Origin of the sequence: Mammaliicoccus sp. J-M40, assembly GCF_022386395.1 — a bacterium.
Classification (GTDB): domain Bacteria; phylum Bacillota; class Bacilli; order Staphylococcales; family Staphylococcaceae; genus Mammaliicoccus; species Mammaliicoccus lentus.
This window is the reverse complement of the sequence record NZ_JAJNIQ010000010.1, coordinates 43,211-58,280: the sequence shown is the minus strand read 5'-3', so window position 1 is coordinate 58,280 and position 15,070 is coordinate 43,211. Positions and strand designations below refer to the sequence as shown.

Genomic DNA, 15,070 nt, shown 5'->3' with positions numbered 1-15,070 from the left:
TTTTTCTCTTAAAATGCAAGTATAAAGCGAATATTTGTTCGTGTTTTTATGTGTGTTTTCTTAATAAATGCGAACATAAGTGCCACTTTTATGAATTTATGCTTGTTCTCTTAAAAAATTCAAAAATTCAATAAGTGCTATATTACTGATTCTATCACGTTTCCCAGCATAAGATTGACTCAGTCTAGAATTAAATTTTTTGTGTTTTTGCACATCTGAAATATAGACCATCGATTCTTCATCTTGTTCCAATAATATTAAGACAGTATCTACATTAAATCTTTCTTTTAATTTAAAAGCAATGTTCTCAACATTATCTTGCTTAGAAATATTTAATAGTTGATCAATACTTTCTTCTTGTATGACATAACCTTTTAAGTATTTTTCACTTTTATCATTTAATTTCAACCTTGATAACAGTATACCATCTGTAATACCATCGTATACTAAAAAGGGCTTATCTGTATGTGAAAAAACAGCTTCTTCCATCGTAGTATCATCACTACCGTAATAATATGAACCTATTCGATTTAAAATTTCTTCTTTTACTGGATTTATTAATTCCAAAGCTTCCTGTTTAGTATTTGAATTTGCTGTGATTCTTAGGGAAACTTCATGTGAACCAGCTAGTGGTGCAATTGTCGGATTAGTTTGGTTGTCAATTAAGTCCATACACTCTGTTTCAAGTCTTGATTCCCCGATACCAGCAAATTTTAATGATTCAAAATGAATAACACGTTCCTCATTTAAAAAATAAGGTACAAGATATTGTGTTACCATTGGCTTTAATTCTCTAGGTGGTCCAGGTAATAACACGATTTTTTTATCTTCATGTTCAACATACATACCTGGAGCCATACCAACATCATTTTTTAACACTTTGCTTCCTTCAATTACTAGCGCTTGCTGTTTATTATTTGGTGTCATCGGTCTATTTTCATTCTTAAAATATTGCTCAATAAATTCCATCGCTTCTTTGTTTGTTTCTAAACCTTTTCCTAACACATTAGCTACTGTTTGTTTCGTTAAGTCATCTTTAGTAGGACCTAAACCACCTGTTAAAATGACCACGTCATGTGCCGCCAATTCTTCTTGTATTGCACGCTCAAGCCTAGAAGGGTTATCTCCTACTGCTACGTGTCTCATTATACTAGCACCAAGTTCATTAAACGTTTTTGATATAAACTGAGCATTAGTATTTGCAATCTGACCTAATAAAATTTCTGTTCCTACACTAAGTATACTTACTTTCATTTTATTCCTCCTAAAGAAAGTGAAAGGGACATCAATCTCTTGTTCTCATAAGATTTCGTTGCCCCATCATAGCAAAGATAACAAGAATTAAATGAGTTTAGCATAAACAATCTTCAATTCAGTTAACTACTGCCAATATAACAAAAGAGCCTGAGACATTGAATATGTCCCGGACTCTTTACAAGATATAACTATTTTGAGCCTTTAAACACATCTCTACCATGGTAAAAGTATTCAATACCAGATAAGATTGTAAAGAATGTTGCTATGTACAATAACCATTGACCTAAATTAATTTGCCATAACATAGAAAATGGTTCTTGTAATAAAATAAATACGAGTGCCACCATCGTAACGGCAGTTTTGATTTTACCTAATTGCCCAGCTGCACTTACAAATCCTTGTTCTATTTGTAAAAGTCTTAAACCAGTAACGGCAAATTCTCTTGCTATAATAATAATAGCTATAACTGAAGAAACTTTGTCTAATTCCACTAGCGCTATTAATGCACTTGCAACTAATAATTTGTCAGCTAATGGATCTAAAAATTTCCCCATATTAGTAACGAGTTGCCACTTTCTTGCCAAGTAACCATCAAACCAATCAGTAGCAGATGCTATTATAAAAATAATAGCGGCGATAAATTGTTCAATTCTCATTTCTTGTCCAAATAAGAAATCCATCTTACCCATATTAAAATCTACAAGTAAGAAAAGTACAAAAACAGGTATTAATATAACACGTAATACCGTCAATTGGTTAGGAATATTCATATGCTTTCTCCTTCTTTACTATCAATCCCATAATAATACTATTATAAATCAATCATACTGAGAATTAAACGATTATTATCAACAATATCCATAAGATAAGTAATAGGCCAAAAAATGTAACCATTTGAATGATTAATTTAGAAACCATATTATTTTCTGATATTTCTGATTGGCTTCTTTTTTCTTGTGTAAGCTGGCGAAATGCTTCTTTTGCAGATGGTGCTGATTTAGGTAATTCACTTTGATGTTTATCTATTAATTCTTTAGGGCTCATATTAATAGATGAAGCATATTTTGTAATAAAGCCTCTCGTATAATCTGGATTTGGTAAATTTTCAAAATCATTTTTTTCTATCATGACTAGAAATTGACGTTGAATTTTGGTCTTTTCTTCTAATTCAACTAACGTCATACCAAGTTGCTCTCTTTTATTTCGTAAAATCTCGCCAATATTTTTCAAACTTTTTCCACCTCTACAAGATTATTCAAAGAATCCAAATCCATCACCAAATCCCATACTATCATTTGAAAATAAATCATTTTTATTTAATTGTTCATATGTAATTTCTTGATCTTCAGTTTCTCTCAACTCAATAATATAGTCAAAGTCTTCTAAACTATATTCAGAACGCTGTACAAATAGATCAGGGTGTTCTACGACTTTAATTGTCGGTAGACTCATCACTTCTCTCACGAGTTGTTTATGTTTTTCGTCGGTTTGTTTTGAAGTGACAGCACCATCAATAATATAAACGTTTTTATCGCTATATTCACCTTTAAGCAATGAACTTCTTACAGTTTGTTTGATTAAAGTAGAACTGATAAACAACCATTTTTTATGTGCACACACACTTGCTGCAACAACTGATTCTGTTTTACCAACACGTGGCATACCTCTTACACCTATTAATTTATGTCTATCTTCTTTAAATAACTCAGCCATAAAATCAACTAACAAACCTAAATCTTTTCTTTCAAAACGAAATGTCTTTTTATCATCTATATCACGTTTAATATATCGCCCATGCCTTACTGCTAATCTATCTCTTAAACCAGGAGTTCGTAATTTTTTTATTGTGATGTCATCAATTTCTTTTACGATGTTCTCAAAGCGTTTTACTTTATCCATATCATCTGTCTTTATAAGTAATCCACGCCTACCTTGATCTACACCATTAATAGTAATAATGTTAATGCCTAATATACCTAGTAAACTAGAAATATCACCTAACAACCCTGCTCTGTTTACTTGAATATCATATTCTAAATACCATTCTTTTTTAATGACTTCTCCCATAATATCCCCCCCAATATTAAGTATACCATCCACCGTTAATACGAAGTACTTGTCCTGTCACACTTTGAGATAACGGGTCCAATAAATAAGCTACACATGAACTAATCTCTTTAGTAGTGATAAATCGATTTTGTGGTATATCTTCTTTTAATTGTATTTGTGTCATTTCATCTAGTTCATTTGTCATTTTACCATGAACGACACCTGGAGTTATAGCGTTAACTGTAATGGATGTTAAAGCTAATTCTTTTGCAAGAGATTTTATAAATCCAAGTTGCGCAGCTTTCATGGTAGAATATATCGTTTCATAGCTAGCACCTGTTTCTCCCCAGATTGATGAGATGACTATGATGCGTCCATTATCACTTTGCCTTAAACGATCCACTAATGCTTGTACAACTTTTATTAAATTATAAACATTTATCAAATATTGTCCATCAATATCCTCGTCAGACATATCTTGAATGGCGCCAAATAATGATTGACCAGCAACATAAATTAAATGGTCAATATGATTAATTTCATCCAGTTCACGAAATGTTATTTTTTCTGTAAGATCTAATTTCAAAAATGAAACTGGTTGATGTTTATAGCGCGATTTTAATGTTTCTATATCTGCATTATTATAATGTAATATAACTTCATCGCCTCGTGCTAGGCATTCATCAACTATTGAAAGACCTATATCACCGCTTCCTCCAATAATTAATGATTTAGCCATTATCTTTCACCAAACGACTTTCTACGACATTATCAAAATTAATAAGCGATTTTAATGTATGGTGTACGCTATCAACTGTGATTGACTCTAAAATATCTATTAATCTGAAAAGTTCTACCCCTTCAAAATAAAATTTTGTATACTGATTAGCAATATATTCAGGTGAATTTAAACTCGATACAATTTCACCTAATGTTTGTTTTCTTAATCTATTTAATTCTGATACATCGAAACCATTTTCTATATAACTTTGTAATTCTTCAAATATTGCTGACTTAAATTGCTCATGTTTGTCTGTAGAAACAGCTAATATCAAGTAACTATAAGTAGCTTCATTAGCAAATTGGTAACCGAAAGTATCATCAATCACATCTTGCTCAAGTAGTTTTTGATAAAAGTCTGTTTGTTCACCGAACATTAAATCTAAAGCGAGCATCATTTCAATATCATTTTTAACTCTTATTTCATCAGAAATACTGTTAGGTTTGAATTTAAATGCAACCATTGATTTTTCATGAACAATCTCCATTTTTGTTTCTACATACTCTTGGTGTACTGATTCTGGTTCGTTAAATGGTTGACGTTCTATAGGAGGCATTTCACTTAATTCTCTTGTTGCTTCATGTTCCCTTACTAATTCAATTGTTTCTTCAGGGTCTACATCACCCACAACAATTAATACCATATTAGCAGGATGGTAAAATGTTTCATAAGATAAATATAAATCATCTGCTGTTATTTTATATATACTTTCAACTGATCCAGCAATATCAATTTGAACCGGATGTTTATGGTACAAAGCGCCTAATGTTTGAAACATCAACTTATAATTTGGTTGTTCTTGGTACATTTTGATTTCTTCAGCAATAATACCTTTTTCTTTTTCTACAGTTTGTTCTGTAAAATATGGGCTTTCAATCATTTTTAGTAATCTAATAATATTGTCGTGAACATGGTCAGTAGCGCTAAATAAATAGCTTGTTCGATCAAATGTTGTAAATGCATTTACTTGTGCGTCGTTTTCAGCAAAACTTGTAAATACATCTCCTTCTTCTTTTTCAAATAATTTATGTTCTAGAAAATGGGCAACACCATCAGGAACCGTTGCATATTCTGTTTCTCCATGTGGTTTAAAAGTATGGTCTAACGAACCAAATTTAGTTGTATATGTAACAAAAGTTTTATAAAAACCTTTTTTAGGAATAACGACTACTTTTAATCCATTTTCTAAAGTTTCTTCAAATACTGTCTCATCTATTTGTTCATAGTATTTATTCGTCATCTTTTTCACCTTCAGTCAGTATATATATCGTATCTAATTGTCCTTTTTGTGAAATGTTCATAATATCTTTTTTAGTTATAGAATTTATTTCTTTAATCCATTCTTCATAATCATATACGGATTGATATCTTGCATGCATATGCAATAAATCAACCATTTGTCTTTGTTTATCGAACATTTCTTGTGCATTTGATATAAGAACTTTCTTGGCTAGTTCTAACTTGTTGTCTTCAAAGTGGCCCTCTTGTAAATCTTTATAAATATTTAATATCGTTTCTTTAGCCACTTGTACTTTATCTTTAGATATGCCACCAACTATATATAAGAAACCATTTCTCGCATCAATTTGTGAATGTATAGAATATGCTAAACTTTGTTTTTCTCTTACTTCACTAAACAATATAGAAGACGCATCGCCACCCAATAACATGTTTAATACTAAGAAAGAATAGTATTCTTTAGAATGGAATGTAATAGGGAAACGGTACCCCATGTTTAACTTCGCTTGATCAATTTCAGTATAATCAGTAATTTCTCTAACTTGATCAATATGTTTTATTGCAGATGTTTCAATTTCCATTTTATTATTATGTTCAAAAGTAAAATATTTTTTGCATAAAGATTTAACTTCTTCTAAGCCAACGTTCCCAGTAACATAAGTTGAAATTGCGTTTTCTTCAAGCAAGTCTTGATATGTTTGTATTAAATTTTGTGCATTAATACTGTCTATATCTTCTAAATGGCCCGTTGCTAAAAATCTATATGGTTCATTTTCAAACATATGATTTAAAAATTGCAGGAATGCACGTTGAGATTTATTTTCTTCAATCGCAGTTAATTTTTTCTTTAGTAAAAATTTTTCTTGTTCTGTATATTTTTCATTAAATTGATTATTTTCTATGTATGGATTAAATATAACTTCATGTAATAATTGTACAGCTTTTTCTAATAATGAAGACTCACTATTCAAATACTTTTCATTTACGATTTCTATACCTATCGTCATGATATGATTGTGCGCTTGTTTATTCACATAACTAAATAAATGTGCACCGTATAAATCTGCTAACAAGTTATTCATTTCTTTATCAGTTTGATATTTCTTCGTTACTCTAGTTAATAATTTACTTAATATAGACCTCGAAGTGATTGTTTCGCTATCTAGTGGCGCAACAAATTTAAAGACAATTGTTGTTGTTTTAAATTTCTTTGTTGGTATCACATAAACGTCGTTAGATGCTAATTGTATATGTTCAGTTGTTATCATTTTTGATACCTCTCTTTTTTTATGTATAGATATACAGAAACAAAGCAACAATTGTTACTTTGTTTCTGTGTAATATAATGATTATATCCTATTTCGTTTGATTCGAAACTTAACAAGACTACTTTTGAAGTAATTTAATGAATAAAGAACAGGTCTTTCTTGTTCATCATAATGAATTTGAGTAAGTAACATCATAGCATCATCAGGATGAGAATTTAATATTTCGCTAATGTAAGGCTCATAGCTAATAGATTCTATCGATGTATCAGCACGAGTGATTTTATATTCTATTTTATTCTCTATTGCGGATAATAGAGATAAATTAGAATGATAGTCACTACATGGAAATAGATCTGCAGAAATTTTATCTAAGCAATATACAACTGGTTCTCCATCAGCTGTCCTCAATCTTTCTATGACAGAAATGATAGCATTATCTTCTAAATTCAATACTTCTTTTTCAGTTATAGTCGTTACTTCTTCATCAAGACTAATGAATTCTGTACCAGCTTTCTGGCCGTTTTTCTCTATCATATTGGTAATACTTACAAGTTCATCTAAAGGATAATAAAATGGTTGTCTTGGTTTTACTATCGTACCTTCTCCAGATTTTTGGGACAATATTTGCTCTGTTACAAGTTCATGAATAGCCTTTTCTATTTCTTCATATTCAATATCTAATGTTCTTTTTAACTCGAATTCCGTTGGTATAACTTCTCCCGGTTCTAGTTCACCTTTTTGAATTTTATCTAATAGCCAGTTTTTCACAAAATTAGTCGTTTCACTTGTAGACATAATATCCCCCTATTCATCTTGATAAATATCGACCAAAACTTGTCTAGGTTTACTACCTGATTGTGGCCCTATTACGCCATTTCCTTCTAAATCATCCATTAATCTAGATGCCCTATTGTAACCTATTCTAAATCGTCTTTGTAATAAACTAGCACTTGCTTTTTGTTCTTCAACAACAAATAAATAAGCTTCTTTATATAATTCATCTTCGCTTTCCATTTCCCCTGATTCACTAGGTTCGTCCGGTTCCATCTCTTTAACGTAGTTAGCTGTTTGCTCACCAATTACATGTTGAACAACATTTTCAACTTCTCCATCCGAGAGGAAAGCACCTTGAATTCTTGTCGGTTTAGAAGAATCTCTTGATAAGAATAGCATATCACCTTTACCAAGTAATTTTTCAGCACCACCACCATCTAAAATCGTTCTAGAATCTGTCGCTGAACTTACAGCAAATGCAATTCTAGATGGTATATTCGCCTTAATACTACCTGTTATTACATCAACAGAAGGTCTTTGTGTTGCAATAATTAAATGTATGCCTGCTGCCCTAGCAAGTTGTGCTAATCTCATGATTGATGACTCAACATCTTTACCTGCCACCATCATTAAGTCAGCTAATTCATCTACAATCACTACTATATAAGGTAGTTGTGCTTGTTTCTCTTCTAACTCCATGTTACTTCTTTCAATGTACTCGTTATAACCCTCTATATTTCTTGCTCCAACATGTTGGAATAAGTCATATCGTTTTTCCATTTCAGATACTACTTTTTGCAGAGCTTGGTTTGCCTTTTGAGGGTTGGTTACTACTGGCGTTAATAAATGAGGAGCACCATTATATACATTTAACTCAACCATCTTCGGATCAATTAGCATAAGTTTAACTTCATGTGGTTTAGCATTCATAAGAATACTCGTTATAATTCCGTTAATGCATACCGATTTACCACTACCTGTAGCACCTGCCACAAGTAAATGTGGAAGTTTATTAAGCTCAGCTGTAATAGGTTCACCCGAAATATCCCTACCCAATGCTACTTCTAATTTATTAGTTGTGGACTTCATCTCATTTAATACTTCTTTCAATGTAACCATAGAAATATGTTCATTCGGCACTTCTATTCCCACTGCTGATTTACCTGGAATAGGTGCTTCAATTCTAATATCTTTAGCTGCAAGATTAAGAGCGATATCATTGCTCAAGTTCACAATTTTATTTACTTTAACGCCTTGAGCAGGCTGCACTTCATATTGGGTAACAGCTGGACCAATTCTTATTTGTGTAACTTTAGCATCGACATTAAAGTTTCTTAATGTCGCTTCAAGTAATTTCCCTTTCTCTTGAACAGTTTTTTTAGACACTGTTTGAGATTTAGGTGGATCATTTAAAATGCTAAGCGGAGGTAATTTATAATTTAAATTCTCTGTTTCGTCTATAGTAGATTCATTTGTTTCCTCAGCTGGTTCTTCTTGTTTAATTTCTGATTTAGGAACTGACTTTTTCTTAAGTTGCTGTTTTTCAGTTGATTCAAAAATTGGAATATCATCATAGGATGTTTCTTGATTTTTTGTTTCTTCTTTTGTTGTTTCTGGTGGATTATCCATTTTAATTTCTTTCATATCTGAAACATCTTTGATTTTTTCTTGTTTACGTTTTTCTTTTTCTTGTTTTTTAATTTGAGATTTTTCTTCTCTTTTACGTTCTAAGTTAACCATTTTTGATTTTGTTTTACTTTGTACATTTTCAAATAATGATTTTGTTATATCTCTATGTTTTTTGTTAAATATAAGAATCATACTTGATACTAAAATTAACAATGTAATTAAACCATAACCAAATACTGAAACGAGTTTACTTACCACATTAAATACGTGATAACCTATGAAACCACCACCATTAAAGTACATGGCGTTACTTTCTAAAGCTGAGTATGTTTCACTTAATGACGTTTTAAATGAATCAAATGACTTATCTTTGAAATATAAAATCATTTGGAATAACAACAATAGTCCAATTTGAAATATGAATAAGCCAGTTAAACGTCTTGTAAACTTCACTTTATCATTTAATGTAATCAATAGTGAAACAATCACGATTAATATATATGTAAAATATTTGGAATAGCCGAATAAAAAGTGGAAGAAACTATCAACCATCAACCCGATAAAACCTAATTGAAAAGCGCCTAACACTATTAAAAACAGCACGAGTACTTCTATGACATACTTTAGCGTGTTATCTTTTTGCTTCTTTTTACCTCGCGTTGTTTTTCTTTTACGCGTTGTTGGCTTTTTCTTTTGTACCATTATACGAATAGCCTCCTTATCAATAATGCAAAAAATAAGCCCAATATTGGGCTTATTTGACTGTAAAATTCTTCAACAAAATATTAGATTTCAGAAATAATTGGAATAATCATCGGACGACGTTTCGTTTGTTCGTATAAATATTTGCCAAGTTTATCTCGCATATTTTGTTTCATTTCTGACCATTCAATTTTCTTTTGTTGTAAGCCTTCTTCTACAATTTCACGTACTTTATCTGAAGCCTCATTTAATAATTCTTCACTTTCTCTAACATAAACAAACCCTCTTGATTGGATTTCAGGTCCACCAACAATTTTTCTGTTTTTAGGGTCTAATGTTACAACAGCAATGAAAATACCATCTTCGGCTAATAAATGTCTGTCGCGTAAGACGATGTTACCTACATCACCTACACCAATACCATCAATTAATACGTTTCCAGCTGTTACTTTTTCATTAGCAATCATTTGCTTGCCATCAAAATTAACAACATCGCCTTTTTCTAGTAAGAAAATCTTCTCAGGATCCACACCAGTTTCAGCTGCTAATTTAGCGTGAGCAATTTGCATTTTAAATTCACCTTGAACTGGGACGAAATATTCTGGTTTCATCAAGTTCAGCATTAACTTTAATTCTTCCATGCAACCATGGCTTGATGCATGTGTCTTTTTGTTATTTGGCATAATGTTAGCGCCAGCTTTAACAAGTTCATTCATAGTTTGACCTATAATAACTTCCATATTAGCTGAAGCAGTTGTAGAGATATACACATTATCGCCTTCAAGTATGTTTAAAATAGGGTGTCTTTGTAAAGCCATTTGTCCTAATGCTTCGATTGGTTCACCTTGCATACCTGTTGCAATAATTATCATTTCATTTTTAGGATATTTACTTACATCATGAACTGGTACTAATAAGTTTTCTGGGATATTGAAATATCCTAATTTACGTGCAACATTAAAAGAACTTTCTAAAGAACGTCCTAAGAATGAAACTTTACGATTTAATTTGCTTGCTGCATTTAATACTTGTTGAATACGTATAAAGTTTGATGCATAACAAGACACAACAATTCTACCATTAGCTTTAGCAAATTCATCTACCATATGACTTTCGATTACATTTTCAGGAACATTATAACCGGGTTTTTCAGCTTCAGTTGAATCACTAATTAAAGCGAAAACACCGTTTTGACCAATTTCAGTCATTTTAGCGATATCAGGAGCGTAAGCACCTTGTAAACTTTGGTCGAATTTAAATTCACCTGTATAAACGATTGCACCATAAGAAGTATGTATACATACTCCTAGACTATCTGGAATAGAGTGCGTCGTATTAAAGAATGTAACGTTTACGTTTTTAAATCTCATGACTGAATCTCTATTTACTGTATAATAGCGTACTTTTTTGTTAATTCTTCTTGCTTTCATATGGTCTTTAACTAAAGCTATAGTCAATCTTGACCCATATACTGGTGCATCTAATTTTTCTAGGATATAGCTTACCGCACCAATTGAATCTTCATGGCCATGTGATAAGAAGATACCTTTTAATTTGTCTTTATTCTCTAATACATATTGTATATCGGGAATTACGACATCTACACCTAACATTTCATCTTCTGGAAACATTAAGCCAGCGTCTAACATAAACATTTCTTCGTCTACTTCAACGATATACATATTTTTTGCTATTTCTCCAACACCACCAAGTGGTATGATACGAATTTTATCATTTTTCTTTTTTATTAAACTCAAAATTGTTCCTCCTAAATGTAGTCCCGTCCATAATATATTTCTTTAATCATACCATTTATATTATCGTTTATACAAGCACCTATAATCGAGTTATAGATAAATAAAATATTGATTAAACGAATTCACAAACGATTGAGGAATCAATTTATAAATATGTTATTTCTCAGTTAAAATAAATTCTGAATAAGGTGACGCTAATAATGATTTAGTTGCCTCTTTTATATCTTCTATTTCAATCATATTAATGTTCTCTTCAAACTTTTCATTTGTTATCAATTCATTGTGGAACATTAACGATCTAGCATTTCTTGTCATTTTATTTTGATTGGATTCTGAAGCCATTAAAAAGCTCGTAATAATATGACTTTTAGCATCTTCTAATTCTTCTTGTGTAATGCTATCATCTAGCAGTTTTTTCAAAACATCTGTTATCAAATCGCTTGAAGCTTTCACATTTTCTTTATCTGTACCTGCATAAATCGTCAATATACCATTATCATGATAACTTTGGAAATCTGAGTAAACGTTGTAACAGAGCCCATGCTCTTCTCTTAACACTTGGAACAACTTCGAACTCATTGTTTCTCCTAAAATAGTATTAAGAATGTTTGTCGCGTAATAATACTTATTATTATAACTAGGGGCTTCATAACATCTCATGAAATGTGTTTGCTCTAACTCATTTTTATAGTATGTTTTCTTCTTTTCATAAAATTGAGTGTCTCTTTTTCCGTCTTTTATTTCTATTTGCTTATCATCTTTCAATGTATCAATTACAAGTTGTTTCAATTCTTCACTGAACGCTCCTGCAATAGATACAATTAATCGATTACTTTGATAATATTTCTTATGAAAATCTTCTAAAATAGATTTGTTTATAGACTTAACACTATCAGGTTTACCTAAAATCATTTTTCCTAAAGATTGATTCTCAAAAACTTCTGATTCTAACGTGTCCATTAACCACTCTTCAGGAGTATCTTCTACCATTTTAATTTCTTCTAATATAACTTTTTTCTCGCGCTCAATTTCCTCTTCAATAAATAAAGGATTTTTAACCATGTCTAATAAAAGGTCAGTCGCTTTCCGTTCAAAACGTTTTAACGTTTTACAAAAATAACAGGTATACATTTTCGTAGTATAAGCGTTATTATATCCACCAATTTTATCAAATTCAGTCGATAGTTGTTGTCTTGTGTAATGTTTACTTCCCTTAAATAGCATATGTTCTACAAAATGTGCGATACCTTCGGGATAATCTCCTTCATCTGCAGTCCCTGTCTTTATATATGCCCCAATACTCACAGTTTCACTGTTCGGTACCTCTTCAAAAATAATAACTGTTCCGTTATCTAAAGTTATTTGTTCTGTCATTTTTTCACCTCATAACAAAAACAGGGACAACGCATTGTCCCCATTCAATTACTTTGTATTTTATTTTTGCTCTTTATCTTCGTTCAATAATACTTTACGTGAAGCATTGACACGTCCTTGGCGGTCGATTTCAGTTACTTTTACTAAGAACTGATCTCCAATTTTAGCTACATCTTCAACTTTATTCACTCGATCATTTGAAAATTGAGAGATATGAACAAGCGCGTCTTTACCAGGGAATATTTCAACAAATGCGCCGAATTTTTCAATTCTCTTAACAGTTGCCATGTATATTGCGCCAACTTCTGCTTCTCTAGTAATATCTTCGATAATCTTGCGTGCTCTATCGATCATTTCTTGATCTTTAGAACCTATAAATACCGTTCCATCTTGCTCGATATCTAATTTAACACCCGTTTCATCGATGATTTCATTAATTTTCTTACCACCAGGTCCAATAACATCTCTTATTTTATCTGGTTTAATATGCATTATTTCAATCTTAGGTGCATACTCGCTTAAATCTTCACGAGGTTGACCTAATGTTTCTAACATATGATTTAAGATGTGTAATCTACCAATTCTAGCTTGTTCTAAAGCTTCTTTTAAGATTTGTTCACTTAATCCATCAATTTTAATGTCCATTTGTATCGCTGTGATACCTTTTTCAGTTCCAGCAACTTTAAAGTCCATATCGCCTAAAGCATCTTCCATACCTTGTATGTCAGAAAGAATTGTATAGTTATCATCTTTAGTGATTAATCCCATCGCTATACCAGCAACTGGCGCTTTAATTGGTACACCAGCATCCATAAGTGCAAGTGTAGAGCCACAAATTGATGCTTGTGATGATGAACCATTAGATTCTAATACTTCAGATACAACTCTAATTGTATATGGGAATTCTTTTTCATCAGGAATCACTTGTAATAAAGCACGTTCACCTAGTGCACCGTGACCAATTTCACGACGACCTGGCGCTCTTACTGGACCAGTTTCACCTACAGAGAAATTAGGGAAATTATAATGATGCATGTAACGTTTTTGATCTTCAGTACCTAATCCATCTATGATTTGATGTTCACCTAATGCACCTAATGTTGCTACAGAGAATGCTTGAGTTTGGCCACGTGTAAATAAACCTGAACCATGTGCTCTAGGTAATAAGCCAACTTCAGATGCTAACGGTCTAATCTCTTCAGGTTTACGTCCGTCTGGTCTTACTTTATCTTCAGTGATTAAACGACGTACTTCGTCTTTCACTAAAGTATCAAGTATTTTACTAACATCTTTAAGAACTTCTTCGTTATCAGGCTCTTCTTCGTTAGTAAAGTGTGCCAATACTTCATCTTTAACAGCTGTTATATTGATATCACGTTGTTGTTTTTCTTCTGTTCTAATTGCGCCGTTTAAATCTAATGCCTCGGCTTTTTGGATTACAGCTTCTTCAAGAGATTGCTCAACTTCAACAGGTTCAAATGGAGATTTCTCAGGTTGAATTTCATCAATTATAGCTTCTTGGAATTCTACTAATCTTTGAATTTCTTTATGACCAAATAAAATGCCTTCTAACATCGTTTCTTCAGATACTTCTTTCGCACCAGCTTCTACCATGTTAATAGCATCTTTATGACCTGCTACTTGTAAATCTAATAATGAAACTTCTTTAGCTTCTACGTCAGGGTTAATGACATATTCACCATCTACTAAACCAACATTAACACCTGCAATTGGTCTTTCAAATGGTATATCTGAAACAGATAATGCCATTGATGATCCAATCATTGCCGCCATTTCAGGTGAACAATTTGGGTCAACACTCATCACGATAGAAATAACTTGAACGTCATGTCTATAACCTTTTGGAAATAGTGGTCTAATTGGTCTATCAATTAAACGACTCGTTAAAGTTGCATCTTCCCCTGGTCTTCCTTCACGTTTGTTAAAACCGCCTGGTATTTTCCCAGCTGCATACATTTTTTCTTCATAATTTACCATTAATGGGAAGAAATCTACGTTTCTAGGCTCTCTAGAAGCTGTAGCAGTTGATAATACAACCGTATCCCCATATCTTACTAACACTGCACCGTTAGCTTGTTTCGCTAACTGACCTGTTTCTATTATTAATGGACTTCCTGCCCATTCTGTCTTAAAGACTTTTTTCTCTTGAGACATTTATGAATCTCCTCTCATTACAATTAATCAATTATATCATACCATTAATATGTACTCATTTTATA

At 31.8% G+C, this 15,070-nt stretch carries 12 protein-coding genes; all 12 read right to left on the bottom strand.

The genetic code is table 11. The annotated features are described in order from the left end of the window. Positions 1–96: 96 nt before the first annotated feature. The 12 genes from LQ688_RS10920 to pnp all read right to left on the bottom strand — a co-directional run bounded on the left by LQ688_RS10920 (position 97) and on the right by pnp (position 15,005). The gene (locus LQ688_RS10920; RefSeq protein ID WP_239724867.1) at positions 97–1,254 is read right to left on the bottom strand and encodes a CinA family nicotinamide mononucleotide deamidase-related protein; all 1,158 of its coding nucleotides are present in this window, start codon (positions 1,252–1,254) and stop codon (positions 97–99) included. 191 nt (positions 1,255–1,445) lie between these two features. Further along, the gene (gene pgsA, locus LQ688_RS10915; protein WP_135031909.1) at positions 1,446–2,027 is read right to left on the bottom strand and encodes a CDP-diacylglycerol--glycerol-3-phosphate 3-phosphatidyltransferase; all 582 of its coding nucleotides are present in this window, start codon (positions 2,025–2,027) and stop codon (positions 1,446–1,448) included. A 64-nt stretch (positions 2,028–2,091) separates the two neighbouring features. After that, positions 2,092–2,487 carry a helix-turn-helix domain-containing protein gene (locus LQ688_RS10910; protein WP_016998654.1) on the bottom strand — a complete coding sequence of 132 codons (396 nt, stop codon included), beginning with the start codon at positions 2,485–2,487 and terminating at the stop codon, positions 2,092–2,094. 21 nt (positions 2,488–2,508) lie between these two features. Beyond that, positions 2,509–3,324 (bottom strand): YmfK family protein, encoded by an 816-nt coding sequence (locus LQ688_RS10905; protein WP_016998653.1) that lies wholly within the window; start codon positions 3,322–3,324, stop codon positions 2,509–2,511. Between the two features lie 16 nt (positions 3,325–3,340). Beyond that, on the bottom strand, positions 3,341–4,045 hold the full coding sequence (gene ymfI / locus LQ688_RS10900; RefSeq protein WP_147640643.1) for an elongation factor P 5-aminopentanone reductase: 705 nt from the start codon (positions 4,043–4,045) through the stop codon (positions 3,341–3,343). Further along, positions 4,038–5,327: an EF-P 5-aminopentanol modification-associated protein YfmH gene (gene yfmH / locus LQ688_RS10895; RefSeq protein WP_064204819.1), complete on the bottom strand. Its 1,290-nt coding sequence runs from the start codon at positions 5,325–5,327 to the stop codon at positions 4,038–4,040. The genes ymfI and yfmH overlap by 8 nt, the downstream gene beginning before the upstream one ends. Then, entirely contained in the window at positions 5,317–6,594 is a 1,278-nt protein-coding gene (gene yfmF / locus LQ688_RS10890) for an EF-P 5-aminopentanol modification-associated protein YfmF (RefSeq protein WP_239724866.1), read from the bottom strand. Before yfmF ends, yfmH begins: the two co-directional genes overlap by 11 nt. Positions 6,595–6,675: 81 nt before the next feature. Then, positions 6,676–7,389 carry a GntR family transcriptional regulator gene (locus tag LQ688_RS10885; protein ID WP_016998649.1) on the bottom strand — a complete coding sequence of 238 codons (714 nt, stop codon included), beginning with the start codon at positions 7,387–7,389 and terminating at the stop codon, positions 6,676–6,678. Between the two features lie 9 nt (positions 7,390–7,398). Further along, entirely contained in the window at positions 7,399–9,699 is a 2,301-nt protein-coding gene (locus LQ688_RS10880; protein WP_016998648.1) for a DNA translocase FtsK, read from the bottom strand. Between the two features lie 83 nt (positions 9,700–9,782). Next, positions 9,783–11,456 (bottom strand): ribonuclease J2, encoded by a 1,674-nt coding sequence (rnjB, locus tag LQ688_RS10875; RefSeq protein ID WP_016998647.1) that lies wholly within the window; start codon positions 11,454–11,456, stop codon positions 9,783–9,785. Between the two features lie 156 nt (positions 11,457–11,612). Continuing rightward, on the bottom strand, positions 11,613–12,830 hold the full coding sequence (locus LQ688_RS10870) for a M16 family metallopeptidase (RefSeq protein WP_239724865.1): 1,218 nt from the start codon (positions 12,828–12,830) through the stop codon (positions 11,613–11,615). Between the two features lie 60 nt (positions 12,831–12,890). Further along, entirely contained in the window at positions 12,891–15,005 is a 2,115-nt protein-coding gene (gene pnp, locus LQ688_RS10865) for a polyribonucleotide nucleotidyltransferase (protein ID WP_016998645.1), read from the bottom strand. Between the last annotated feature and the right edge of the window lie 65 nt (positions 15,006–15,070).

What these genes read in the sequence shown, in the direction of transcription:
- yfmH (WP_064204819.1), bottom strand. Translation starts at nt 5,327, where the DNA reads ATGACGAATAAATACTATGAACAAATAGATGAGACAGTATTTGAAGAA.
- ymfI (WP_147640643.1), bottom strand. Translation starts at nt 4,045, where the DNA reads ATGGCTAAATCATTAATTATTGGAGGAAGCGGTGATATAGGTCTTTCA.
- pgsA (WP_135031909.1), bottom strand. Translation starts at nt 2,027, where the DNA reads ATGAATATTCCTAACCAATTGACGGTATTACGTGTTATATTAATACCT.
- LQ688_RS10885 (WP_016998649.1), bottom strand. Translation starts at nt 7,389, where the DNA reads ATGTCTACAAGTGAAACGACTAATTTTGTGAAAAACTGGCTATTAGAT.
- LQ688_RS10880 (WP_016998648.1), bottom strand. Translation starts at nt 9,699, where the DNA reads ATGGTACAAAAGAAAAAGCCAACAACGCGTAAAAGAAAAACAACGCGA.
- LQ688_RS10920 (WP_239724867.1), bottom strand. Translation starts at nt 1,254, where the DNA reads ATGAAAGTAAGTATACTTAGTGTAGGAACAGAAATTTTATTAGGTCAG.
- pnp (WP_016998645.1), bottom strand. Translation starts at nt 15,005, where the DNA reads ATGTCTCAAGAGAAAAAAGTCTTTAAGACAGAATGGGCAGGAAGTCCA.
- LQ688_RS10905 (WP_016998653.1), bottom strand. Translation starts at nt 3,324, where the DNA reads ATGGGAGAAGTCATTAAAAAAGAATGGTATTTAGAATATGATATTCAA.
- yfmF (WP_239724866.1), bottom strand. Translation starts at nt 6,594, where the DNA reads ATGATAACAACTGAACATATACAATTAGCATCTAACGACGTTTATGTG.
- LQ688_RS10870 (WP_239724865.1), bottom strand. Translation starts at nt 12,830, where the DNA reads ATGACAGAACAAATAACTTTAGATAACGGAACAGTTATTATTTTTGAA.